Genomic DNA, 24,074 nt, shown 5'->3' on the forward strand with positions numbered 1-24,074 from the left:
GCGCCGCCCGCGGCACCGCAGTCAGCAGGTCTCGAAGACGTACGAGTACGGCTCGCCCGTCTCCTCGACCGGGTCGAACCCGCTCACGTCGGTGTCCGGCGTGACGAGGTAGAGGTCGCGCAGCACGGTCAGGGGCGCGCGGTCGCCGAGAGCGCAGACGTCGGCGAACGTGAGGCCCTCGCCCGCGAGCGGGCCAGGGTACTCGACCTGCAGCACGTGGTCGCCGTACACGTCGGTGTACGCGGAGCACTCGTCCCAGACCGCGCACTCCTCGGTCACGGCGAAGTCGAAGCCGAGGTCGTCGTGCGCGACCTGCGTGATCTCCGCGGCGTTCTTCTGGGCGATGGCGAGACCCGCGTCGTGCGCGAGGGCGACGTACGCCGTGGCGAGCGCGTGCGCGCCCGCCTCGTCGATCTGGTCGAACCTGGTCCAGGTGTCGAGGTTGTCGATCTCGACCGCGTCGAACCCGTCGTCGGCGCATCCGGTGACCACCGGGCCGAGGACGTCGAGGATCCCCTCGCGCTGTGCCGCGGTCGAGGGGTCGAGCACGAACTCGTCCGGCCAGTCCGGGTCGATGACCAGCTCGCCGCCGGCGTCGTGCAGCAGCAGGTCCTCGTGCGCGAGCCAGACGTCGGCGTCGTCGGGCTGCGTCTGGAAGCCGTTCACGTAGCAGACGTTGTACGCCCCGGAGAGCGGCGTCGCGGTCGCGTCGCGCACCACGACGTCGGGGGTCACCGGACCGGAACCGGCGTCGACCTCGTCGTACGCGCCGCCGAGCTGATAGTCGAGGATCCCGCTCGTGGGCGGCAGTTCGACCGCGGCCGCGCTCGTGACGTCGGTCGTGGTCGTGCGCGCCGAGTCCGGGACGGGGTTCGTGTCGCCGACGGCGGGGCCGCTCGCGCACGCGGTCAGCGCCAGCGCCGAGCCGAGGGCCAGGCCGGTCGTCGTTCGTCTCATGTGCTCGTTCCTCTCGTCGTGACGCGCTGCCCGCGCGCCATGGTGGGGGTGCCGATCAGGAGATGCAGGACGGTCCGAGGTGCGTCAGGCGAACACCTGCGTGCAGAGCCGGTCGACGGCGTCGCGTACGGCTCCTCGCGCCGGGGCGAGGTAGGTGCGGGGGTCGGTGACGGCGTCGTGCGCGTCGAGGAAGTCTCGCACCTGGCGCGTGTAGCCGACGTTGAGCGCCGTCCCGACGTTGATCTTCCGGATCCCGCGCGCGACGGCGTCGCGCAGCATCGCGGCGGGCACGCCGGACGACCCGTGCAGCACGAGCGGGACAGGGACCTCGGCAGCGATCCGCTCGACGAGGTCGAGGTCGAGCTCCGCGGTCGCGCTCGTCATCGCGTGCGAGCTGCCGACGGCGACGGCGAGCCCGTCCACGCCCGTCGCGGCGACGAAGGACGCCGCCTCGTACGGGTCGGTCCGCACACCGGGCGCGTGCGCACCGTCCTTGCCGCCGATCTCCCCGAGCTCGGCCTCGACCCACAGCGTGGTGTCGTGCGCGGACCGCGTGAGGTCGCGGGTCGCGACGACGTTGTCCGCGTAGTCGAGGTGCGCCGCGTCGACCATGATCGAGGTGATCCCGAGGCGCCACGCCTGGTCGACGACCTGGCGCGCGAGGCCGGCGTCCTGGACGTGGTCGAGGTGCAGCGAGACGGGGACGCGCGCGCCGACGGCGATCTCGCGGCAGGCCGCGACCAGCGCCGTCATGCGGCCCTCGTGGTAGCGGACGGCGTTCTCGCTGATCTGCAGGATGCCGGGAGCCCCGGAGTCCTCGAGGCCGGCGACGATGCCCTCGGCGTGCTCGAGCGTGATGACGTTGAACGCGAGCACGGCCCCGCCGTCGCGCGCCGCCGCAGCGACGAGGTTGCCCGTCGCGGCCAAGGTCACAGGGCACCCGCCGGCACGAGGGCGCGCAGCGGCTCGGGGAGCAGGTCGCCGTGCGCCGTGACGAGCTCGTCGCACAGGGCCCAGATCTGCTCGGGCGTGAGGGTCGAGGACGCGTTCGGGTCCATGAGCACGGCCTGGCGCACGAGCCGGGGGTCGCCCGTGCGCGCCGCCTCCACGGTGAGCGCCCCGACGGAGACGTACGGCTGGTTGAGCGCCGCGCACTGGACCGGGAGCGAGCCCATCGGCACGGGACGCAACCCGTCTCCGTCGACCTCCGCCGGGACCTCGACGACCGCACCCTGGGGCAGGTTGTCGATCAGTCCGTGGTTGGGGACGTTGACGTGCACCTCGCGCGGCGTCCCGGTGACCAGCGAGTGGATGATCTGGGGCGCGTACTCGCTCGCGCCGTCCTCGAGCGCGAGGTCCTCGCCAGCGGCGAGCGCGCGCCGCGCGGCCTCGAACTCGGCGACGTTCTCCCGGCTGATGCCGACGTACTCGAGCGGCTGGAGGCGGTAGCGCTCGATCTGCTCGTCGGAGCGGAGGAACCACGGCAGGTACTCGGACGAGTGCTCGCTCGTCTCCGTCGGGTAGTACCCGAGGCGGCGGAAGATCTCGACGCGCACGCGGCGCTCGAGCCCGGGGTCCCGGCGGATCGTCTCGCGCAGCCGGGGGTACAGCGACTCTCCCTGGTGCTCCCACTCGAGCAGCCACGCCTGGTGGTTGACGCCCGCGGCCCGGTACCGCGTCTCCTCCACCGGGACGCCCACGAGCTCCGCGAGGTCGTGCGCGGTCCAGTAGACGGAGTGGCAGAGCCCAGCGACCTTGAGGTCAGGGGCGACCGTGGAGATCCACCACACGTTCATCGCCATCGGGTTCGTGTAGTTGAGCAGCCACGCCTGCGGGCAGAGCTCGCGCATGTCGTTCGCGATGCCCTCGAGCACCGGGAACGTGCGCAGCGCGCGGAACACGCCGCCGACGCCGGTCGTGTCGCCGATGGTCTGGCGCAGGCCGTGGCGCGCGGGGATCTCGAGGTCCTTCAGCGTCGCGTCGATGCCGCCGACCTGGATCATGTTGACGACGAAGTCGGCACCGTCGAGGGCCCGGCGACGGTCGGCGTACGCCTCGACGGTGGCCGACGCCCCGAGCTGGCGGCTCACCTGACGCGCGGTGCCCTCGGCGACGCGGAGTCGCTCAGGGTCGATGTCGTGCAGCACGAGGCGGGCGTCGGCGAGCTCCGGGTAGCGCAGGATGTCGGCGACGAGCTGGCGGGTGAAGACGACGCTCCCGGCGCCGACGAACGCGATGCTGACCATGTCGACGATCCTGGGCGCCGTCGAGCGCACTGTGCAAGAATACGATCAGATTTCGGTGATAACACTCACTTTGAGTGAGCGATTTGCCTCGTCCGCTGCCGAGAGCATCGGGCACCCACCCGCAACCGCCGGAAGGAAGCGCATGTCCGTCGCACCCGACGCCGCGCCCCGCGCGATCTCCCACAAGCGCAGCGACCGCATGATGCGGGCGCTGACGTACGTCAACGAGCACGGCACGGCACGCCTCACGGAGCTGGTCCGTGAGCTCGGCGTCTCCTCGGCCACGATGCGGCGCGACCTCGCGGACATGGAGGAGCAGGGCCTCGTGCTGCGCACGCACGGCGGGGTGCGCGCCCTCGACCCCACGACGGAGGTCCCGGTGCTCCTGCGCGACTCCCGGTTCCGCGAGGCGAAGCTGCGCATCGCCCAGCACGCCGCCGGGCTGCTCCCGCCGGGACGCTACTCCGTCGCGATCAGCGGCGGCACGACGGCGGCCGCCGTCGCACGCGCCCTCGCGACGCGCCCCGACCTCGCGATCGCCACGAACGCGCTGACGACGGCGACCGAGCTCGCCGCGCGCAGCAACCTGCAGGTCATCATGACCGGCGGGTTCGTCCGGTCGAGCTCGCTGGAGGCCGTCGGCGTGCTCGCCGAGCACACGTTCAACGCGATCAACGTCGGCACGGCCTTCCTGGGCACGGACGGCATCAGCGTGCGCGGCGGCGCAACGACGCACGACGAGACCGAGGCGCGCACCAACCACGCGATGGTCGCGCACGCCGAGCGCGTCGTCGTGGTCGCGGACGGGTCGAAGGTGGGGCGCGTGACGCTCGCCAAGATGGCGGACCTCGAGGAGATCGACGTGCTCGTGACGGACTCGTCCGCCGACCCGGCGGCGCTGGAGGCAATCGCGTCGGCCGGCGTCGACGTCCAGGTGGTGCCCGACGACGCCCCGGTCACGTCCGGGCGGCCGACCGAGTAGCCGACCGAGCTGCACTGCCCCCGGTCGGGGGCTACGCCACGGGGACGGCCGACGTCTCGACCGTGACCTCGTCGACCAGGCGTCGGACCAGCTCCGGGTCCAGGACGGCCGCTCCAGGGACCTGGGCGTTGGCCGTGCCCGCGGCGGCACCGAGCGCCACCGCCTCGGCGAGGGACGCCCCCGCGTCGAGCGCGACGAGCATCCCGCCCAGGAACGAGTCGCCGCTCCCCACCGGGAACGGGCCGACGTGGCCCTCGAGCCGCACGCGCAGGACGCTCGTGCCGTCGCTCGCCCACGCCCCCTCCGCGCCGTCCGTGACGACCACGAGGCCGCCCGACCGGAGGCGGATCCCGGTGACGAGCCCTGGACCCGGCGTGTCCGCAGGGACGCCCAGCAGCTCCGCCGCCTCGGCCCGGTTCACCTTGACCAGGTCCGGTCGCTCCTCCACGGCGCCCGCGAGCGCCGGACCGTGGCTGTCCACCGCCACGTAGGCACCCGCCGCCCGCAGCCGACCGACGACGGTGCCGACCACGCTCGGCGCGATGGTGCCGGGGAGCCCTCCGGACAGCAGCCACCATCCGCCCTCGTGCGCGGCGAGGTCGAGCGCGAGCCCGACGGCACGGTCGAGCGTGGCCGACCCCACCGGGACGGCACGTTCGTAGATCTCGGTCAGCGCACCTGTCCCCGCGGCCAGGACCGAGACGCAGGTGCGCGTCGGGTGCTCTCCCGGCACGACGTGCAGGTCCACGCCGTCGGCTCTCGCCCCTGCCGCGACGTCCTCGCCCGACCCCCCGGCGAGGACCGCCACCGCCGCCGTGCGCGCGCCGAGCGTCGCGGCGGCGCGGGCCGCGTTGAGCGCCTTGCCGCCGCCGACGCGACGGACCTCGCGCGGGCGCTGGATCCCCTCGAGCGCGTCGACGACGTACGTGACGTCGAGCGAGGGGCTGAGGGCGAGCGCGGAGATCATACGAGCGCGGCCCGCAGCACGGCGAGCGAGGCCTGCGCTCCAGTGCCTCCCGGGCCGAGCGTCGACAGCGAGCCGGCGCAGGCCGCCCAGCGCACCCGCTCGGCCTCGTCCTCGATCCCGTGCGCGAGGGCCGCGAGGTATCCGGCGTCGAAGCTGTCACCGGCGCCGGTGGTGTCGACCACGTCCACGGCGAGCCCCGGGACGCGCACGACGACGCCTGCGCGTCCCACGGACCACCCGCCCCGCGCACCGTCCTTGACCACGACGCGGGGGCCGCGCGCAGCGACCGCCCGGGCGAGCGCGACGTCGGACTCGTCCGCCGAACCCTGCGGCGAGCGGGCGCCCAGGGCGGCGGCGACGGCGCGCAGCTCGTTGCGGTTCGGCAGCAGGACGTCCACGTGGGGCAGCAGGTCCGCGAGCCCGGTCCAGCGCTCGGCGGGGTCCCAGTTCGTGTCGAGGCTCGTCGCCCACCCGCGCTCGTGCGCGTCCGCGAGGACGGTGGGCAGGTCGGCGGCCAGGCGCGGCTGGAGGAAGTACGACGCGACGTGCACGACGCCAGGAGGTCCGGCCCAGCCGTCGAGCACGGCGAGCGCGTGCGAGCCGGTGAGGGTCGGGATCGTGCCCGGGACGGTGAGGATCGCCCGGTCGTCGGGGGTGGAGAGGATCACCGAGAGCCCCGTCGCCTCGTCTCCGGCGACCTCGACCGCCGACACGTCCACGCCCGCACCACGGAGCGCGTCGAGCGTGAAGGCGCCGAACGTGTCCGCACCGACCCGCGCGACGAGCGTCGTCGGCACCCCGAGGCGCGCGACACCGGCGGCCGCGATGCTCGCCGAGCCACCGAGGACGAGGTCGCCTGAGTCGGCGAGCTGCTCGGCCTGGCCGAAGCGCGGGACGACGTCACCGCGCAGCACGAGGTCGACGTTCGCGTCCCCGACCACGACGACGGGTCGTGGGGCGGTCCGGTCGGCTGCTGCGGGCAGGGCGGAGGGCGTGGTCATCCCTTGACTCCCGTGAAGGTCATGGTGGCGATGAACTGGCGCTGGGCGAACAGGAAGAACAGCACCAGCGGCAAGGTCGCGACGACGTTGCTCGCCATGAGCAGCGACCAGTCGGTCCGGCGTGCGCCCTGGAAGTTCGTGATGCCGAGCTGGAGCGTGAACGACGACGGGTCGTTGATCGCGATGAGCGGCCAGACGAGGTCGTTCCACGAGCCGAGCAGCGTGAAGATCGCGAGCGTCGCGAGCGCGGGCCGCGCGAGCGGGAGGATGATCCGCCAGAACGTGGAGAGCCGTGAGCACCCGTCGAGGACGGCCGCCTCCTCGAGCTCGGGCGGCAGCGACAGGAAGAACTGGCGCATGAGGAAGATCCCGAACGCCGACGCGAGCCACGGGACCATCGCGGCGGCGAGCGTGTCGATGATGCCGATGCGCGCGAAGAGGACGTACGTCGGGACCATGAGGAGCTGGGTCGGGATCATGATCGTCGCCATGATCGCGAGGAACCCGAAAGTGCGGCCCGGGAACTTGAGCCGCGCGAACCCGTACCCGGCGAGCGAGCAGAGCACGATGTGGGACGCGACGGCGACGACCGAGACGAGGACGGTGTTCGTCGTCCAGCGCAGCACGTCCGTCTCGGTGAAGAGCTTGACGTAGCCGTCGAGCGTGAGCTGCGAGGGCCAGAACCGCGGGGGGAACCGGTTGATCTCCGCCTCGGGCGTGAGCGACGTGAGGAACATCTGCACGAACGGCGTCGCGAACAGCGCCGCGACCGGAACGAGCAGCAGGTGCCACAGCCAGGAACGCCGCCGCCGGCGGCGCGGTGCGGGCGTCGCGGCGGCGGTCGGCGGGCCGTCCGGGGCGCCGGGTGGCAGCGCGTGCGGTCCGCCGGGCAGCGCGACGGGGGCAGCGGGTCCGGGAACGGTCGTCGGCATCAGAGTCCACCAACCTTCGTGCGGCGGGAGTAGAGCGTCACGGCGATGGTGATGAGCAGGGTCACGGCGAACAGCCCGTACGCCACGGCCGAGGCGTACCCGAACTCGAGCTCCTTGAACGCCGCCTTCCACAGGTAGTACACGACCGTCTCCGTCGACCCGAGCGGGCCGCCGCGCGTCGTCGTGTAGACGAGGTCGAAGAGCTGGATCGCCTGGATCGTCTGCCAGATGGCGACGAACACCGTGACCGGTGCGAGCTGGGGGAACGTCACGTGCCAGAACGACTGCCACCGGTTCGCCCCGTCCACGCGGGCGGCCTCCGCGAGCTCGACCGGGATGTCCTGGAGCGCGGCGAGGTAGATGACGGTCGTGAACGCGGCCTGCCCCCACAACGACATGATCGTGATGACGACCATCGCCTGGGACGGGTCCTCGAGCCAGCCCTGCTGCGGGAGGCCGAGGACGCGGAGCACGTTGTTCACGAACCCGAACTGCGGGTTGAACAGGTAGGTGGTGAGGATGCCGGTGGCTGCCGCGGAGACCACGAACGGCAGGAACACGAGGGTGCGGTAGATCCCCACCAGGACGAGCCGGCGGTTGAGCGCGACCGCGAGGCCGAGCCCGAGGAAGAGCGAGGCCGGGACGAACAGCGCGGTGTACAGGAGCGTGTGCCCCACCGCGGCGCCCAGCTCGGCGTCGGTCAGCATGCGCCGGTAGTTGTCCGCGCCCACCGGTTCGGGGGTGGAGAAGCCGTTCCAGTCCTGCAACGACAGCAGGAACGCCCAGACCGCGGGGAAGATCGACAGCCCGACGACGAGGAGCGTCGCGGGAGTGACGAAGCCCCACCCGGCGAGCGCCTCCCCCGTCCGGCGGCGCCGCGGGGCGCGCCGGGCGGGGGTGGGCGCGAGCGTCGTCGTCACTGGTCCGCCAGCGCGTCGTTCGACTCGGCGGCGGCGTGCTCGAGCGCCTCGCGCGGCTCGCCCTTGCCCTGGAGGACCTCGGAGACGGCCGTGCCGACCGCCTCGGAGAGGTTCACGTACCCCGGCACGGTCGGGCGCGGGATCGTGGCGTTCTCGCTGTTCTGCGCCATGACGTCCAGGCCGGGCATCGCGGCGACCTGCGCCTGGAACTCCGGCGAGTCGATCTCGCTCTCGCGCAGCGGGAGGTTGCCGTAGACGACGTTCCAGCGCACGTCCTGCTCGGGGTCGGTCAGCCACTTCGTGAACTCGTAGGCCCAGTGCTCGCGGTTCGCGTCCTGGTGGTCGAACAGGACCCACAGGTCGGCGCCGGAGATCGTCGTGTGCTCGCCGTCGTAGGCGGGCAGGGGGACCACGCCGTACTCCGTGCCCGCGACCTGGAGGTCGTACAGGGTCCACGGCCCCGACGTGACCATGCCGATCTGGTCGCTCGCGAAGATCTGCGTGAACTTGGTGTCCGTCTGGTCGAGGTAGACCGACCCGTCCTCGACGGCCATGTCGCGCAGGAACGTCAGCGCGTCCACGCCGGCGTCGGAGTCGAACGTCGCCGTGGTGCCGGACTCGTCGAGGATCTCGCCGCCCCGCTGCCACAGGTGCGGCCAGAACTGCCAGGTCGTCTCCTCGGAGCCGGAGACGCCGTACGCGTAGCCGTAGGTGCTCGTCGCGGGGTCCGTGAGCTCCTTCGCCGCGGTGCGGAAGTCGTCCCAGGTCCAGTCCTCGGTGGGGTAGTCCACGCCGGCGGCGTCGAACACCGTCTTGTTGTACAGGAGGGAGAGGTTGTCGACGACGGCCGGGAAGCCGATCGTCGTCTCGCCGTCCGGCTGGGCGGTGGCGCGGGCGGCCCCGGAGAACTCGTCCCAGCCGACGTCAGGGTCGCTCACCTGGTCGGTGATGTCGAGCGTGCGCTCCGACTCGGCGAGCTCGCTCGCCCAGGACCCGAACGCGTAGGAGATGTCCGGGTAGGTGCCTCCCGCGAACGAGGACGACAGCTTCTGCAGCAGGTCCTCCGTCGAGGGCGCCCCCGAGGACACCTCGATCGTCACGTTGGGGTGGAGCTCCTCGAACTCCTCGGCGAGGCCCGTGAGGATGGTCTGGGCCTGGTCGGCCTGACCGGTCCACCACGTGAGCGTGACGTCGGCCTCGGGGTCGAGGGTCGTGGCCCCCGGCGTCCCCGACGAGCACGCGGCGAGCAGCAGCGCGCCGGACACGACGACCGAGGCTGCGGCTCCCCGGGCCACGGCGTGGGGACGGTCGGGACGGCGGCGGGTGGGATGACGGAACATTGTCGGCCTTGTCTCTTGGGCGGTCTCTTCGTCGAGTGTCCGGGTACTGCGTCCCCGTCGGTGACGGGCTGTCGCGGGTCGTCCTCAGCCGAGGACGACGGAGCGGGTGAGGTGGCGCGGCGCGTCGGCGTCGAGGCCGCGGTCGGTGGCGAGGGCGACGGCGAGGCGCTGGCACTGCACGAGCTGGACCAGCGGGTCCCCGTCGAGGTGCACGACGGTCGCCCCGGTGCGCCGCACGTCCTCGGCGAGCGCCGGGTCGTCGTCGCCGAGCAGCGTCACGAGCGTCGCGTCGGTCGCGACGGCGACCGGCCCGTGCCGGTAGTCGAGCGCCGGGTAGGACTCGGACCAGGCCTGCGCCGCCTCGCGGATCTTCAGCGCTGCCTCCTGAGCGAGGCCGTAGGCCCACGAGCGGCCGAGGAACACGAAGTGCTCGAACGCGCCCGGCTCGACGGGCAGCGGCGCCGCGAGCGCCCGCTCGGCCTGCTCGACGAGATCGGAGAGGTTCTCCCCGAACGCCTGGCGGGCGACGGCGAGCACGGTGGTCGGGAACCGTGTCTGGACGACCGACTCCTCGTCCGCGAGGTCGAGCACGAGGACGTCGTCCGCGGCGAGGGCGACGGGCGTTCCGGCGACTCCGACGACCGCGGCGGTGCGCGTGCCGGCCGGGACGGCCGCGAGCGCCTCGAGGCACTCGCTCGTGGTCCCGGAACGGCTGATGACGACCACGCGGTCGTAGCGACGCGTCGGGTGCCACTCCGACGCGTACGCGGCGTCGGTCTCGCCGAGGCCGGCGTCCTCGCGCAGGACGGCGATCGCCTCGGCGACGAACGCGCTCGTCCCGCACCCGAGCACGAGGACGCGCTCGCCGGGCGCGCCGAGCACGGAGCCGGTGGCAGGTCCGCCCGCGAGGGCCTTGGCCCACACCTCGGGCTGGCTGTGGATCTCACGCTCGGTGACGGCGCTCGGGCTCACGTGCTTGTCCTGTCGTCGGCGGGGCCGTGACCCCGGGTCCAGCGGTGGGTGGGTACCGCGCGCTGCGGACCCGATGCCCAAGATCCTGCTCATCCTCTGCGCGATAGTCACGCAGAGTGGCGCATTCACTCACTCCAGATGATCGATTCGCGTAACATCCGTGAAATCTGCGCGCGCGGGACTGATGCTCGGAAGCGTGACCGAACCCCTCCACCACGCCACCCCGCCCCCGGCGCCGCCCGCACCCGACCTCCGGCTCGCCGACTGGGAGCCGCGCGCCCGCGTGCAGCTCCCCCGGACCGACGTCCCCCGGGCCGCGGTACCCGCCGTCGACGTCCACAACCACCTGGGCCGCTGGCTCACCGGGGACTGGTGCGCGCCCGACGTCCCCGCGCTGCTCGACCTCCTCGACCGGACGAACGTGCGCACGGTCGTCAACCTCGACGGGTTGTGGGGGGACGAGCTCGAGGCCAACCTCGACCGCTACGACCGTGCGCACCCGGACCGGTTCCTCACGTTCTGCCAGGTCGACTGGACCGCGCTCGCCCACGCCGGCGGAGAGCTCCAGGTGCAGCGCCAGCTCCGCGACGCCGCGGCGCGCGGTGCGCGCGGGCTCAAGGTGTGGAAGAACCTCGGCCTGACCGTCACCGGCCCGGACGGCGCGCTCGTCGCGCCCGACGACCCTCGCGTCGTCGAGACGCTCGCGCTCGCGGGCGAGCTCGGGCTGCCCGTCCTGATCCACGTCGCCGACCCGAAGGCGTTCTTCGACCCGCTCGACCGGTACAACGAGCGCGTCGACGAGCTCGCCGCGCAACCGTCGTGGTCGTTCGCGGACCGCTCCCGGTACCCGTCGTTCGAGCACCTGCTCGATGCGTTCGAGCGCCTGCTGGTCGCGACGCCCGGGACCACCTACGTCGGCGCGCACGTCGGCTGCGTCGCGGAGGACCTCGACCACGTCTCACGGCTCCTGCGGGCCGCTCCGAACCTCGTCGTCGACGTCGCGGGCCGGTTGGGCGAGCTCGGGCGTCAGCCACGGCGCTTCCGCCGGCTCGTCGAGGACTTCCCCGACCGGGTCCTGTTCGGCACCGACGCGTTCCCGTTGTCCCGCGAGCAGCTCGAGACGCACTTCCGGTTCCTCGAGACGGCCGACGAGCACTTCTCCTACGCCCCCGGCGAACCGGTCCCGCCGCAGGGCCGGTGGGCCATCTCGGGAGCGGACCTCCCCGCACACCTCCTGCCGGCGCTCTACGCGGGCAACGCGAGCCGGGTGCTCGGGCTCGACGGGGCCTGACCCGCCGGGTCAGGGCAGCACGACCTCCCGCGCCGGGTGGACCGACACGTCGAGGACGACGCGGCCGCCGAGCGGCTCGTCGAGCTCGACGACGAAAGGCGTCGGCGGGTTCGACGGGCAGCTCGCCCCGCCCGTGCGCGGCTCGACGCCGACGGTCACCTCGACGGCGTCGTCGCGCACGGCGAGCGCGGACAGCCGCACCCGACCCTCCGCGTCCTCACCGTTGTTGCACGCCATCTCGGTGACGAGCAGGTGCAGCTCGCGCGCGTCGGGCACCGGCGGGTGCTCCGGGTCGAGGGTGAGCGTCGCCGTGCCGAGCCCGCCGAGGTCGGCGCGCAGCGCGCAGGTCTGCGCGGCGGTGAGGAACCACGTGGGCGACGGGTCGAGGTTCGGCGCGTCGGTCCACTCGATCACCAGCATCTCGTGCGTGCGCACGTCGCCCGCGCCCAGGTCCTCGGGGTCGTCGAGCTCGCGCAGGAGGGCGACCCGCTCGGCACCGTCCTCGACGACGGTCCACTCGGTCGGGTCGATCGGCGGCACCTCGGTGCCGTCGAGGGCGGCGCTCCCCTCCGGGCTGAGCCGGTCCGCCGTCACGCCCCCCTCCAGCGCGTCCTCGGGGACCACCGTCTCCCAGCACCGGTACGACCCCTCGCCCGCGGTCCCGCCCGCCGGCCCGTCCGCCGTCGCGCAGGCTCCGAGGCCCAGGACGGCCGCCAGCCCGGCCCCGACCACCCGCCCAGCACGGCCCACCTTGCGCTCCTCCATGTCCCGTCTGTGTGCCGACCGTACGCGACCTTGCGAGCCCGTCGTGGTCGGATGACCGACCCGCCGCTTCACTCGTGGTGGGTGACAGCGTGCGCACTGTCACACTGTCGGACAAGACAAACCCCATACGGATGTCTTGAAATGGGACCCATCGACCACAACCGTCGTCCGACGAGGCGACGCCCGCAGGTAGGGGGACACCATGACACGAGCCGTCGTCACCGGCTACGGGGCGGTGACCCCGGTCGGGCTCACCGCGGCGGACACCTGGGACGCGCTGCTGCGCGGAGAGCCCGGGGTGCGCGCCATCAAGGAGGACTGGGCCGCCGACCTGCCCGTGCGCATCGCGGCGCGGGTGGACGACGCCTTCGCGGAAGGGCTCGCGGTGCGCGAGGCGCGCCGGACGGACCGGGCGGAGCAGCTCACGCTCGTCGCGGGCCGCGAGGCCTGGGCCTCGGCGGGGTCGCCCGACGTCGACCCCACGCGCCTCGCGGTCGTCGTCGGGTCCGCGAACGGCGGCATCGCGACGACGCTCGACCAGTCCCACGTGCTCGACGAGCAGGGGCCCCGCCGCGTCTCGCCGCACACCGTGACGATGCTCATGGCCAACGGGCCCGCGGCGTGGCTGTCGATCGACCTGGGCGCCAAGGCGGGCGCGCGGGCGCCGATCAGCGCGTGCGCCGCGGGGTCGGAGGCGATCACGATGGGCCGCGAGATGATCCTCGCCGGGTCCGCGGACGTCGTCGTGTGCGGCGGCGTGGAGGCAGGGGTCCGGCCGTTCTCCCTCGCCGCGTTCGCCGCGGCGCGGGCCATGTCGACCCGCAACGACGAGCCCGAGCGCGCGTCGCGACCGTTCGACGCGCACCGCGACGGCTTCGTCATGGGCGAGGGGTCGACGCTCCTCGTCCTCGAGAGCGAGGAGCACGCGCGGGCCCGCGGCGCGGCGGTGCACGGCGTCGTCTCCGGCGCCGCGCTGACCTCCGACGCGTTCGACATCGTCGGCGGCGACCCCGAGAACCAGGCCCGGACGATCGGGATGGCCCTGCGGTCGGCAGGCCTCTCCCCCGGCGACCTCGGCCTCGTCCACGCGCACGCGACGTCGACCCCGGTGGGCGACGTCAACGAGTCCGATGCCCTCCACGCCGCGCTCGGCATGCCGCCGCCCGTGACCAGCACCAAGGGCGCGACGGGTCACCTGCTCGGCGCCTCGGGCGCGCTGGGCATCCTCGTCGCGCTGCTCGCCGTGCGCGACGGACGCGTGCCGCCCACGCTCAACCTCGACGCGCAGGACCCGGCGATCGACCTCGACGTCGTCCGCGGCAGCGCCCGGGAGACGACCGCCCGGCACGCGCTGGTCAACGCGTTCGGCTTCGGCGGCCACAGCGCGAGCGTCGTGGTCTCGCGCGACTGACGATGTGATCATGGACCTCGACGCCCGCCTCGCCGACATCACGACGCTCACCGTCGACGCGATCGTCAACGCCGCCAACTCGTCGCTGCTCGGCGGCGGAGGCGTGGACGGCGCGATCCACGCCGCGGCCGGGCCCCGGCTCCTGGAGGAGTGCCGCCGGATCCGGCGCACGACCCTCCCCGACGGCCTGCCCGTCGGTGACGCCGTCGCGACCGGCGCCTACGACCTCCCCGCCCGCTGGGTCGTCCACACCGTCGGGCCGAACCGCCACCGCGGCCAGACCGACCCCGCGCTCCTCGCGTCGTGCTTCACGCGCTCGCTCGACGTCGCCGCGGGCCTCGGCGCCGCGACCGTCGCCTTCCCCGCCGTGAGCGCGGGCGTCTACGGCTGGGACGTCGACGACGTCGCGCGGGTCGCGGTGGGGGCCGTGCGCGGGTGGTCCGCCGCCCGTCCGAGCGCCGACCCCGGCGACGGCGTCACGGCGGTGACGTTCGCGCTCGCGTCGCCCCGCGCCCTGGCGGCGTTCGAGGCCGCCCTCGAGAGCTGAGCCGGGCTCTCTGGAGCTGGGCCGGGGTCAGGGTCGGCGTCCCGAGGATCAGGGTCGGTTCGGGGGACTTCCCGATACCGCCGCGGCGGGCGCGCTCCTACCGTCGAGGTATGAGCACCTCAGACGCCTCCGCAGCCTCGTTCCGGCCGACCCTGTCCCGGCCGCGCCACGGTCGGATGATCGCGGGCGTGTGCGCAGGGATCGCCCGCCGGTTCGGGTGGGACCCGACCGTCGTGCGCATCGTCGCCGCCGTCTCGATCCTGCTCCCCGGCCCGCAGATCATCGCGTACCTCGTCCTCTGGGCCCTCATGCCCAACGACCGCGACTGAGCCCCGGCCGCTCGCGGCCGAGCCCGGGGTTGCGGGCGGTCTCGGCCTTCGAGACCGCCCGCAAGCCCGGGTTCGGCGACGTGCGGGGTCGTCAGCCCGGGAGGCCGCGCATGCGGCGCCGGGCGACGACGATCGTCGCGCCGCCGGCGACCAGCACGACGGCGAGGCCCACCAGGGCGCCGACGTGCGACCCGGTCGTGGCGAGCCCGTCGGGCCGGCCCGACCCCTCGCCGTCGGACCCGCCGGCCGCGCCGTCCACCGCGAGGACCTCGAGCTCCGTCCACAGGACGCGGCCGTCCACCTGACCGACGATCGCGAACCGGTGCTCGCCGGCCGCGACGTCGGCCGGGATCGTCACGGTCGCAGTGAGAGTGCCCGACGCGTCGGCCCGGACCATGCCCAGGTCCGCCGGAGTCGAGAACAGGGTGGCGGAGACCCACTCGCCCGGCGCGAAGCCGTCGGCCGTCGCGGTGACCTGCCCGCCCGCACGGACCCGCGCCGGGGAGAGCGTGACGCCGCCGTGGTTCGCTTCGGTGAGGTCGTCGGCCCCGACCGTGTGCAGCGGGGTCGACGGCGGCTGCTCGCCCGCACCGGGCGTCCCGCCGGGCTCGCCCGGGCCGCCCGGGTTCTCGCCGTCGAGGTGACCCTCGAACACGTCCGAGGCCGCGCCGAGGCTCAGGAGGACGGTCTCGCCCGTGGCGTCGGCGAGGCCGTCGTTGTCGGTGATGGCCCAGACCGTGCCGTCGCCGCCGACCGTGAGGCCTTCGAGCTTCTCCTGCGTCCAGCCGTTCGTGGCGCGCAGGTCTGGCAGGACGTCGTGCGCGAGCGTCTTCTCGACCGCCACGGGGGTCGCGCTCGCCGCGCCGACCGCGGTCTGCGGCACGTCGACGGCGTACACGCGCTTGACCGCCGCCGCGGGACCGTTGAGCTTGTCGCGCTCGATCACGGCGAGGGTGTCGTGGTCGACGACGGTCACCTCGCTGAGGCCCATCCAGTCGCCGTCGGTCGTGGTCTGCTCGAGCGGGTACGCGAACCAGTCCCACGCGCCCGACGCGACGTCGTAGCGGCCGAGACGGGCGGTGCCCGCCGTGCCGCCCTCGTCGGTGGTCAGGCCGCGCTGGAGCGCGACCCACACCTGCTCGCCCGCAGCCCCGTCTGCCGTCGAGGCGGCCGCGACCGCGACGCCCTCGATGCCCTGCTTGCCGAGGCCCGCGGCGACCGCCTCGGGCAGCGCGACCGACTCGACGACCGCACCGGTGGCGTCGACGCGCACGATCGCGTTCTCCGCGCCCTTCGCGCCCTCGACCCCGAGCCAGAAACCGCCGTCGGCCCGCGCCGCGACGCCCTCGACGTCGAGGCCCACCGGGGCGCCGTCGCGCGTGAGCGTCACGGTCCGGTCGACGACGGCCGGCGTGCCCGTGCCGTAGCCGCTCACGTCGAGCGACAGGAGCCGCGTCGTGGCGTAGGCAGCGTCGGTCGCCGTCCACAGGCGCTGGGGATCGGCGGGGTCGGCGCTCAGCGCACCGAGCGCGCCCCACCCGATCGGGGCGCCGGCCTGCGCGCCCTCGGTCGCGTCCGCCGAGACGACGCTCGGGAACTGCGGCGACCCGCCGCCGTCGGCCCACTGCGCACCCCGCCCGAACACGGTGACGGCCGAACGCACGCCCGCACCGGCGTCGTCCTCCTCGCTCGACACGACGAGCAGGTCGCGCTCCGGGACGACGAGCAGGCCCTCGGGACCGTTGGTCGTCGCGAGCACCTGGACGAACCGCGGGGCGCTCGGGTCGGAGACGTCGTAGACGGCGACGACGTTGGACCGCTCGGAGCCGACGAAGGCGTAGCGCGTCCCGCCGAGCGTCGCGACGGTCAGACCCTCGGGCTCGACGCCCTTCTTGGCCGCGCGGTCCTCCGTGTGCAGGCCGACGCGGACGGCGAGGCGCTCGAGCTCGGCGCCCGCGTCCCACACGACCTCGCCCGACGCGGCGTCGAAGACCGACCAGCCGCGCGAGCCGCCCTTCCAGTCGCCCTCGTTCGCGGTCGCGACGTGCGCGTCGTCGAGCCAGCCGATCGCGTCGGGCTCGCGCGGCGTCGCGGCGATCGACCCGGTCTGGTCGATCACGCCGTCCTTCTTCACGTCGATCCCGGACACGGCGACCGCGCCCGCGGAGAAGACGGTCTCGATCTCGCCCGTGGCGACGTCGACGACGGCGACGCCGTTGTTCTCCTGGAGCGTCACCGCGACCTTGGTGCCCGCCGGGTTGACGGCGACGTACTCGGGCTCGGGGTCCTCCGGGGTGTCGAGGCCGGCCGCCTCGACCACGGGGAGCGGCGCACCGGACTCGTCGAGGAACGAGACGGCGCGGGTCGACCAGGCCGCCGGGTCGTCGCCGGGCAGGTCGAGGACCTGGAGGAAGCCGCCGGGGAGCTGCGGGAGGTCGCCCTCGTCGCCCCCCTCGGGGGTGACCTCCTCGTCGCGCTGGTTCTCGATCGCGACGACGGCGTGCGTGCCGTCGGGCGTGACGGCGATCGAGTCGGGCTGGCCGCCGAGGTCGAGCGACCGCACGCGCTCGCGCGTCGCGAGGTCGACGACGTCGAGGCGACCGCTCGGCTCGGTGAAGCTCACGGACGTGTCCACGACGACCAGGACGTACCCGCCGACGATCGCGACCGACGTCGGCTCGTCGTGCTCCGACCCGAGCTCGGCGAGGCTCAGCGTGCCCAGGCCCTTCGGGGCGGTCGGGTCCGTGAGGTCGAGGAAGCCGATGCGGCGCGCGAGCGCGTCCGTGTGGACGACCGTGCGCCCGTCCTCGCTGACCGCCGAGATCTCGGCGACCGTCTCGGCGGCGGCGTCCTCGCCGGCCGGGCGGTTCTGGAACACGGGGTAGGTGGCGAGGCGGTGGAACGTCTCGTCCGCGGTGGGCGTCGTCCAGGCGCCCGCCGTCGCGAGCGCCGTCTTCGGGGCCGACGCCGCAGCGCCGGCCGGGTGCGCGGGAGCCGCGGCGAGCGCGGGCAGCGCGCCCAGGCCCAGGGTGAGCGTCGCGCCCGTGGCGACGAGCGCGGCGAGACGCGTGCGGCGGGCCGGGGCGCGCTCGGAGGTGCGCGCCGCAGGTCGCTCAGGGGCCCGCTCAGGGATGGCTGACATGTCTCTCCTTCGACGAGGGTCGAGCAGAGGGTGGTGTCCTGCGGTGGCGCGCCGACGACCGTCCCGGGACCGCCGCGTGACGGGTGGATGAACAGTGCGTACCTGCAGGCCCGGGGCCGCCGGCGCCCCGCCCGTTGCCCCGAGCGACAGGTTCCGGGGCGGAGTACCTGATACTTCGGCCCCGTGACCGAATCGTGACGGCGAAAGTACCTAGTACTCGCTGTCCGCCCTGTCCTGGTGGTTGCTAGCGTCGTTCGGGATTTACCTGCTACTCCACGTCCCGCCAACGTTGGCGGGACGTGGTCCCGGCGCACTCCCGCGGCGGGCACGCACGTGACCCCGCCTCTCTCCCGCTCTTCTCCCCTCTTGCCGACCGCCCTGCGACGACGCCGGGCGCGAGGAAGGACGACAGATGACGCAGCACGCCTCTCCCCGACCGTCGCGCACCCACACGGTCCTCACGTCCGTCGCGCTCGCCGTGCTCGCCCTCGCGGTGGCCGGCCTGATCGCGTTCCTGCTCGTGTACAACGGCAAGGTCGCCGACGGCGCCACCCGCCTCGACGACGGCGCCGCACAGCTCTCCGACGGCGCCGCGACCCTCGCCGACGGGACCGCCGAGGCCCAGGACGGCGCCCAGCGCCTCGCTGACGGGGCCGGCGACCTGGAGGACGGCGCCGGCGACCTCGTCGCCGGGGCGCAGAAGGCGTCCGACGGCGCGGCCCAGCTCGCCGCGGGCGGCACCACCGCGCTCGACGGGGCGACCGAGCTCGCCGCCGGCGCGGACGAGCTGAACGCCGGAGCCGCGCGCCTCGCCGCGGGCACGGGCGACGCCGCGAGCGGCGCGGCCCGGCTCGCCGCGGGCAGCACGGACCTCGACGCCGGGGCCGCGCGCCTCGCGGCCGGCAACGCGCGTGCCGCCGACGGTGCGTCGCAGATCGCCGACGGCGCCAGCACGCTGAAGGACGGCGCCGCCGAGCTGTACGTCGGCAACGCGACCGCCGCGCACGGCGCCGGGCTGCTGGCAGAGGGCACCTCGGCCCTCGCCACCGGCGCATCCGATCTCGCCGACGGCACGGCGCGGCTCGCCGTCGGGGCGAGCACCCTCGCGGACGGGGCGTCGACGGTCACCACGGGTCTCTCCGGGGCTGCGTCCGGCGCGCGTGACCTGGCGACCGGTGCGAGCAGCGTCTCCGCGGGCGCATCGACCCTGCGCGACGGTGTCGCCGCCACCGCGCGAGGCGCGAGCGCGCTCGCACCGGGGGCGGCGACGGTCGCGGAGGGGGCCGGGCAGCTGTCCGCCGGGGCGGGCTCGCTGCAGGCGGGCACAGCACTTCTGGCACCGGGTGCTCAGCAGGTCGCGGCCGCGTCCGCGCAGCTCCGGGACGGCGCGTCGGGGCTCGCCACGGGTCTCTCCTCGGCCCGCGACGGTGCGGCCCGGCTGGCCGACGGGACGCGTTCGGTGGCCCAGGGCGCCGACCGGGTCCACGCGGGAGCGGACTCCCTCGCGGCACAGCTCCAGGGACTGGCCGCGGCGACCGACGACCCGGCCCTCAAGGCGAAGCTCGACGCGCTCGCGGGTGCAGCGGGCTCGGTGCGCGACGGCGCGGCGCAGGTCGACGCCGGCGCCGGGGGGCTCGTCGCCGGGGCGGCCGCTTTGCGCGACGGACTCGCGGGTGACCAGGGCGCCGCGGCGGGCGCGGCTCGGCTCGAGGCCGGTCTTCGGGACCTGAGCATCGGAGCCGCACGGGTGTCCACCGGCGCCGAGGAGGCGAACGCGGGCGCGACGCGGCTCGCGGAGGGTGCGGCCGGGCTCGCCTCCGGCGCCGCCACGGTCTCCGGCGGAGCACAGAGTCTCGCCACCGGGACGGCTCAGCTCTCCGGAGGGGCCGAGGCGCTGGCCGCCGGTGCGAGCACGGTCTCGGCGGGCAACGCCTCGCTCGCCGGGGCGACCCGCGCTCTCGCCGACGGTGCCGCTCAGGTGTCCGGAGGCGCGACGACCCTCGCCGCCGGGAACGCCGCGACGGCGGACGGCGCCGCCCGGCTCTCCGCGGGGAACACGGGAGCAGCCGAGGCCTCGGCGGCGCTCGCCCAGGGCACGACCCAGCTCGCCGAGGGCGCCTTCCAGATCGCAGGTGGCAACGCGTTCCTCGCGACGAAGACCTCCGAGCTCGCGGCGGGCACGTCGGACCTCGCCACCGGTGCCTCCGACCTCAAGGCCGGGACGGCCAGGGCCGCGACCGGCGCGGTGGACCTCTCCGCCGGCACGGTGCGGCTGCGCACGGGCGCGGGCGACCTGTTCGCCGGGACGACGCGCCTGGAGGACGGGACGCTGCGCCTGCAGAACGGGCTCACGACGCTGTCCACCGGCGCGACGACCCTCGCGGCGGGCAACGCCGCGCTCGCCGAGGGCTCGACGACGCTGCACGCCGGGACGACGACGCTCGCCGACGGCGCGTCCGACCTGCACGACGGCAGCACCCGCATCGCGGACGGCGCCGCCACGCTGTCCGACGGCACGGGGACCCTCTCCGACGGCACGGCGGAGCTCAAGGACAGCGTCGAGAACAGCCCCGTCGGACGGGTGTCGCTCGGCATGTCGGCGCTCGTCGGCGGGACCGTGCTCGCGGGTGTCGCGGGCGTCGGGCTCGGGCTGCGCCGTCGGCTCGCGGCGGTCTGACCGACCGCCGCGCACGGCCGGGCGGGGCCTCCTCACCGCCCGGCCCCCGACTCGGGGGCGGCCTCACGTCGACGGTGTCGCCCTCGCGGGCGGCGGTCCCGGTGGACAGGACTCCGGGACCGCCGCCCTTCTTCGTGTCCCGGACGCCTGGTGCCCCGCGAGCGGTGGGGAACGCTGCCACCGGACCGGCACCGGCTAGCGTGACCGCGTGACGCTGCTCCTCAAGCTCGTGCTGGCGCCGGCCCTGGTGGTCGCGTCCACGCTCGCCGGACGGCGCTGGGGGGCGCGGCTCACGGGGGTGCTCGTCGGGCTGCCCGTCGTGGCCGGGCCGATCCTGCTCATCACCACGCTCGACCACGGCACCGCGTTCGGCGCCGCCGCGGCCTCCTCGGCGCTCCTCGGCCTCACGTCCCTCGCCCTGTTCGCCGTGGTGTTCGGCTGGTGCTCGCGCCGGACCGGGTGGGTCGGGGCGCTCGCGGTGTCCTGGGCCGCGTGCCTCGTGGCGGACGTCGCCCTCGCCCGGCTCACGCTTCCCGGCGGGATCGCGTTCGTGGTGGCGCTCGCGACGTTCTGGGGCGCGTCCCGGGTCATGCCGCCCGACGCGCCGGGCCCGCCACCGTCGGCCGTCCCGTCGCCCTGGTGGGACCTTCCCGCCCGTGCCGCGACGACGGCGGCGCTCGTGCTCGCCGTCACCACCGCGTCGGGCGCGCTCGGGCCCGCGATGACGGGTGTGCTCGCGCCGTTCCCGATCGCGTCGAGCGTGGTCGCGGCCTTCGCGCTCGCGCAGCGCGGGTCGGCCGAGACGGTCCGCCTGCTGCGCGGCCTGCTCGCCGGACTCACCGGGTTCGCGGTCTTCTGCCTCCTCGTCGCGCTCCTCGTGGAACGGCTCGGCGTCGCCGCGGCGTTCTCGGTCGCGCTGGTGTCCAGCCTGGCCGTCCAGGCCGTCGTCCCTCTCGCCGGGCGGCTCGCCACGGGCAGCGCGGGCCGGCGCAGGCGCTACTGACCACGGCGCCCCGCGAGCACCCCGGCGCCGCCGCTCACCGGGGAGGCCGGCCGACGGGCACCGCGCGGGCCGTGGTCACGACGCGACGTCCCGGGTGCGGCTCATGGTGACGTACGCCGAGAACCCCGCCCGTCGGGCTAACCGCACCGGGCGGCGCCCCGTCTCCGTGAACCCGAGCCTGCGGTAGAGCCCGAGCGCCGGGGCGTTGGTGTCCTTGATGTCGCGCAGCACGAGCTCGTCGTACGGCAGCTCCATCAGGTGGCGCATGAGCGCGGTGCCCACGCCCCGGCCCTGGTGCTCGGGCGCGGTCGTGACGAACCCGATCTCGGCGAGGCCGTCCCGCGCGCCGTCGTACGCGCCGAGGAACTGGCTCCGGACGATCCGGTAGCTGATCGCGCCGTGGACACGACCCAACACGTCCCGGAAGGGGCGCTTCCGGGGTGCGAAGCACTCCTGCGTGCCCTCGGTGACGGAGGCGACCGCGGCGGGCTCGCCGTCGACGACCGCGACGTAGAACCGTTCGAGGACGAGCATGTGCGCGAACGCGTCCGCCAGCACGCGCGGGTCCTTCGAGAAGTACGCGAAGTCGTCCGCGAAGCCGCGGACGAGAACCTCGGTGATCTGCCGCCGGCGGCTCTCGCCGAGCTCGTCGCCGCGCCTGATCTCGATCATTCGGTCCCTGCTCTCTGGGTGTGGTCGCCGCACGGAAGCTCTACCGGCGGCGACGGCGCGCGAACACGGCCGCCGCCGCGCCGAGGAACACCAGGACCAGGCCGGCGCACCACGCGAGGGCGAGGGCCGCCGTCGGGCCCAGGTCCGTGACCGGCGCGCCGGTCGAGTCCATGCCGACGAGCAGGCCGCGGATCGTCTCGATCACCGGCGTGACGGGCTGGTGCTCCGCGAACCCGCGCAGCCACGACGGCATGGTCTCCGGCGGCACGAACGCGCTCGACACGTAGGGCAGGAACAGCATGAAGAAGCTGAACCCTCCGGCCGCCGCGGGCGAGCGCACGAGCACGCCCACGAAGGCCGCGATGCTCGTGATCGCGAGCACGTACGCCGCGACGACCCCGACGGCCCCCAGCCACTCGAGCGCGTTCGCGTCGGGCCGGAAGCCGATGAGGAACGCGACGCCCAGCACGACGGCCGTCGTCACGAGGTTCTTCACGACGCTCGCCACGACGTGCCCCACGAGCACCGTCCAGCTCGCGATCGGCATCGACCGGAACCGGTCCATGATGCCGCCGGACATGTCCTGCTCGACGGCGATCGCGGTGTTCGACGCCCCGTACCCCGCGCAGAGCAGGATGATCCCCGGCGTCGCGTACGTGACGTAGTCCGTGCCGACGCTCATCGCGCCGCCGAACACGTAGACGAACAGGATCATGAGCATCACCGGCAGCACGAGCGCGAGGATCAGCTCGTCCGGCTCGCGGCGCACGAGCCGCAATGAGCGCGCGACCATCGTCCCGGCGTCGGCGAGCACGTGGCGGCCCGGCCGGGCCACGGGTGCGGGAAGCCGCGCGGCCGTGCCCGACGGCGCGAGGGAGGTCTGGGCGGTCATGCTGCGGTCTCCTCGTGGTCGGTCTCGGTCGCGGCGTCCTCCCGGTCGCGCGTCCGCGCGGCGTGGCCCGTCAGGGTGAGGAACACGTCGTCGAGCGTCGGCTCGCGCACCTCCCACCGCACGGGCTCGACGCCGGTCGCCGCCACCGCGGCGAGGACGTCGCGCACGTGCTCGACCGACCCGTCGGTGGGGACGCGGAGCGTCGCGGAGGTGGGGCCGAGCGCCTCCGGCCACGGCCCCGCGGTCCCGACCGACGCTGCCTCGGCGACCGACGCGAACGTGAGCTCGATGCTCGCGTCGCCGACGCGGCGCTTGAGGTCCGACGGCGAGCCCTCGGCGACGACGCGGCCGTCGTCGATGAGCGCGACGCGGTCGGCGAGCTGGTCGGCCTCCTCGAGGTACTGCGTCGTGAGGAACAGGCTCGTGCCGTCGGCGACGACACCGCGGATCACCTCCCACATGGTCTGGCGGCTGCGCGGGTCGAGGCCGGTGGTCGGCTCGTCGAGGAACATGACCTGGGGACGCGTGAGGAGCCCGGCCGCGAGGTCGAGCCGACGGCGCATGCCGCCCGAGTAGGTACCGACCCGGCGGTCGGCGGCAGCGGCGAGGTCGAACGCGTCGAGCAGGCCGTCGACGCGGGCGCGCGCGGCCCGGCGCGGCAGGTGCGCGAGGCGACCCATCATCGTGAGGTTCTCGCGTCCCGACTGCTTCTCGTCGACCGCCGCGTACTGGCCGGTGAGGCTGATCAGCCCGCGCACGCGCGCGGCGTCGCGCACGACGTCGTGGCCCGCGACGGTGGCCGTCCCGCCGTCGGGCCGCAGGAGCGTGGCGAGGATGCGGACGGTGGTGGTCTTCCCCGCGCCGTTGGGGCCGAGGAGAGCGAGGACCTCGCCTCGGTGCAGCGTGAGGTCGACGCCGTCGAGCACGCGCACGGGCCGGCGCGCGGAGCCGTAGCTCTTGCGCAGGCCGTCGGCACGCACGAGCACGTCAGGTGCGGGCATGAGGACTCCCTGGATCGGACGAGCGAA

21 protein-coding genes are annotated in these 24,074 nt (G+C 74.5%); 7 read left to right on the forward strand and 14 right to left on the reverse strand.

The features are described from left to right. Positions 1 to 21: 21 nt before the first annotated feature. The 3 genes from ACFVN3_RS01710 to ACFVN3_RS01720 form a co-directional block, all read right to left on the reverse strand. Complete coding sequence (locus ACFVN3_RS01710; protein ID WP_378229915.1) at positions 22 to 957, reverse strand: endo alpha-1,4 polygalactosaminidase; 936 nt, start codon at positions 955 to 957, stop codon at positions 22 to 24. An 84-nt stretch (positions 958 to 1,041) separates the two neighbouring features. Further along, on the reverse strand, positions 1,042 to 1,890 hold the full coding sequence (locus ACFVN3_RS01715; RefSeq protein ID WP_378229917.1) for a class II fructose-bisphosphate aldolase: 849 nt from the start codon (positions 1,888 to 1,890) through the stop codon (positions 1,042 to 1,044). Then, positions 1,887 to 3,203 carry an alpha-glucosidase/alpha-galactosidase gene (locus tag ACFVN3_RS01720; RefSeq protein WP_378229919.1) on the reverse strand — a complete coding sequence of 439 codons (1,317 nt, stop codon included), beginning with the start codon at positions 3,201 to 3,203 and terminating at the stop codon, positions 1,887 to 1,889. The genes ACFVN3_RS01715 and ACFVN3_RS01720 overlap by 4 nt, the downstream gene beginning before the upstream one ends. Before the next feature lie 142 nt (positions 3,204 to 3,345). On the opposite strand from ACFVN3_RS01720, the gene ACFVN3_RS01725 reads away from it, so the two are divergent. Continuing rightward, positions 3,346 to 4,185 (forward strand): DeoR/GlpR family DNA-binding transcription regulator, encoded by an 840-nt coding sequence (locus tag ACFVN3_RS01725; protein ID WP_378229921.1) that lies wholly within the window; start codon positions 3,346 to 3,348, stop codon positions 4,183 to 4,185. Positions 4,186 to 4,216: 31 nt separating this feature from the next. Here the strand turns inward: ACFVN3_RS01725 and ACFVN3_RS01730 are convergent, their stop codons facing one another. The 6 genes from ACFVN3_RS01730 to ACFVN3_RS01755 all read right to left on the reverse strand — a co-directional run bounded on the left by ACFVN3_RS01730 (position 4,217) and on the right by ACFVN3_RS01755 (position 10,317). Next, positions 4,217 to 5,152, reverse strand: coding sequence for a 1-phosphofructokinase family hexose kinase (locus ACFVN3_RS01730; RefSeq protein WP_378229923.1), 936 nt, complete (start codon positions 5,150 to 5,152; stop codon positions 4,217 to 4,219). Continuing rightward, positions 5,149 to 6,153: a carbohydrate kinase family protein gene (locus ACFVN3_RS01735; protein WP_378229925.1), complete on the reverse strand. Its 1,005-nt coding sequence runs from the start codon at positions 6,151 to 6,153 to the stop codon at positions 5,149 to 5,151. Before ACFVN3_RS01735 ends, ACFVN3_RS01730 begins: the two co-directional genes overlap by 4 nt. Continuing rightward, the gene (locus ACFVN3_RS01740) at positions 6,150 to 7,085 is read right to left on the reverse strand and encodes a carbohydrate ABC transporter permease (RefSeq protein WP_378229927.1); all 936 of its coding nucleotides are present in this window, start codon (positions 7,083 to 7,085) and stop codon (positions 6,150 to 6,152) included. The genes ACFVN3_RS01735 and ACFVN3_RS01740 overlap by 4 nt, the downstream gene beginning before the upstream one ends. After that, the gene (locus tag ACFVN3_RS01745) at positions 7,085 to 8,005 is read right to left on the reverse strand and encodes a carbohydrate ABC transporter permease (RefSeq protein WP_378229929.1); all 921 of its coding nucleotides are present in this window, start codon (positions 8,003 to 8,005) and stop codon (positions 7,085 to 7,087) included. The genes ACFVN3_RS01740 and ACFVN3_RS01745 overlap by 1 nt, the downstream gene beginning before the upstream one ends. Next, positions 8,002 to 9,300 carry an ABC transporter substrate-binding protein gene (locus tag ACFVN3_RS01750; RefSeq protein WP_378229931.1) on the reverse strand — a complete coding sequence of 433 codons (1,299 nt, stop codon included), beginning with the start codon at positions 9,298 to 9,300 and terminating at the stop codon, positions 8,002 to 8,004. Before ACFVN3_RS01750 ends, ACFVN3_RS01745 begins: the two co-directional genes overlap by 4 nt. Before the next feature lie 129 nt (positions 9,301 to 9,429). Beyond that, complete coding sequence (locus ACFVN3_RS01755) at positions 9,430 to 10,317, reverse strand: SIS domain-containing protein (RefSeq protein ID WP_378229933.1); 888 nt, start codon at positions 10,315 to 10,317, stop codon at positions 9,430 to 9,432. 196 nt (positions 10,318 to 10,513) lie between these two features. Here ACFVN3_RS01755 and ACFVN3_RS01760 point away from each other — a divergent pair, with 196 nt between their 5' ends. After that, positions 10,514 to 11,608, forward strand: coding sequence for an amidohydrolase family protein (locus ACFVN3_RS01760; RefSeq protein WP_378229935.1), 1,095 nt, complete (start codon positions 10,514 to 10,516; stop codon positions 11,606 to 11,608). 9 nt (positions 11,609 to 11,617) lie between these two features. On the opposite strand, the gene ACFVN3_RS01765 is transcribed toward ACFVN3_RS01760, so the two are convergent. Further along, the gene (locus tag ACFVN3_RS01765; protein ID WP_378229937.1) at positions 11,618 to 12,373 is read right to left on the reverse strand and encodes a hypothetical protein; all 756 of its coding nucleotides are present in this window, start codon (positions 12,371 to 12,373) and stop codon (positions 11,618 to 11,620) included. A 202-nt stretch (positions 12,374 to 12,575) separates the two neighbouring features. On the opposite strand from ACFVN3_RS01765, the gene ACFVN3_RS01770 reads away from it, so the two are divergent. The 3 genes from ACFVN3_RS01770 to ACFVN3_RS01780 all read left to right on the forward strand — a co-directional run bounded on the left by ACFVN3_RS01770 (position 12,576) and on the right by ACFVN3_RS01780 (position 14,660). Then, positions 12,576 to 13,784, forward strand: a complete 1,209-nt coding sequence (locus ACFVN3_RS01770) for a beta-ketoacyl-[acyl-carrier-protein] synthase family protein (RefSeq protein ID WP_378229939.1) — start codon at positions 12,576 to 12,578, stop codon at positions 13,782 to 13,784. A gap of 10 nt (positions 13,785 to 13,794) precedes the next feature. Further along, the gene (locus ACFVN3_RS01775) at positions 13,795 to 14,331 is read left to right on the forward strand and encodes an O-acetyl-ADP-ribose deacetylase (protein WP_378229941.1); all 537 of its coding nucleotides are present in this window, start codon (positions 13,795 to 13,797) and stop codon (positions 14,329 to 14,331) included. A 110-nt stretch (positions 14,332 to 14,441) separates the two neighbouring features. After that, on the forward strand, positions 14,442 to 14,660 hold the full coding sequence (locus ACFVN3_RS01780; RefSeq protein ID WP_378229943.1) for a PspC domain-containing protein: 219 nt from the start codon (positions 14,442 to 14,444) through the stop codon (positions 14,658 to 14,660). A 91-nt stretch (positions 14,661 to 14,751) separates the two neighbouring features. Here the strand turns inward: ACFVN3_RS01780 and ACFVN3_RS01785 are convergent, their stop codons facing one another. Then, positions 14,752 to 17,802: an esterase-like activity of phytase family protein gene (locus ACFVN3_RS01785; RefSeq protein WP_378229945.1), complete on the reverse strand. Its 3,051-nt coding sequence runs from the start codon at positions 17,800 to 17,802 to the stop codon at positions 14,752 to 14,754. A gap of 412 nt (positions 17,803 to 18,214) precedes the next feature. On the opposite strand from ACFVN3_RS01785, the gene ACFVN3_RS01790 reads away from it, so the two are divergent. Both ACFVN3_RS01790 and ACFVN3_RS01795 read left to right on the forward strand, forming a co-directional pair. Then, entirely contained in the window at positions 18,215 to 20,479 is a 2,265-nt protein-coding gene (locus ACFVN3_RS01790) for a hypothetical protein (RefSeq protein ID WP_378229947.1), read from the forward strand. A gap of 208 nt (positions 20,480 to 20,687) precedes the next feature. Next, entirely contained in the window at positions 20,688 to 21,482 is a 795-nt protein-coding gene (locus ACFVN3_RS01795; RefSeq protein ID WP_378229949.1) for a hypothetical protein, read from the forward strand. 75 nt (positions 21,483 to 21,557) lie between these two features. Here ACFVN3_RS01795 and ACFVN3_RS01800 read toward each other — a convergent pair whose 3' ends face one another. Genes ACFVN3_RS01800 through ACFVN3_RS01810 form a run of 3 tightly spaced genes read right to left on the reverse strand, consistent with a single transcriptional unit; the run spans position 21,558 to position 24,047 of the window. Then, a complete protein-coding gene (locus ACFVN3_RS01800) occupies positions 21,558 to 22,154 on the reverse strand; it encodes a GNAT family N-acetyltransferase (protein WP_378229951.1) in 597 nt (198 codons plus the stop codon). A gap of 40 nt (positions 22,155 to 22,194) precedes the next feature. Then, positions 22,195 to 23,046 (reverse strand): ABC transporter permease, encoded by an 852-nt coding sequence (locus ACFVN3_RS01805; protein WP_378229953.1) that lies wholly within the window; start codon positions 23,044 to 23,046, stop codon positions 22,195 to 22,197. After that, positions 23,043 to 24,047 carry an ATP-binding cassette domain-containing protein gene (locus tag ACFVN3_RS01810; RefSeq protein ID WP_378229955.1) on the reverse strand — a complete coding sequence of 335 codons (1,005 nt, stop codon included), beginning with the start codon at positions 24,045 to 24,047 and terminating at the stop codon, positions 23,043 to 23,045. The genes ACFVN3_RS01805 and ACFVN3_RS01810 overlap by 4 nt, the downstream gene beginning before the upstream one ends. Positions 24,048 to 24,074: the final 27 nt, after the last annotated feature.

The organism is Cellulosimicrobium sp. NPDC057862 (genome assembly GCF_042797035.1).
Lineage (GTDB): Bacteria > Actinomycetota > Actinomycetes > Actinomycetales > Cellulomonadaceae > Cellulosimicrobium.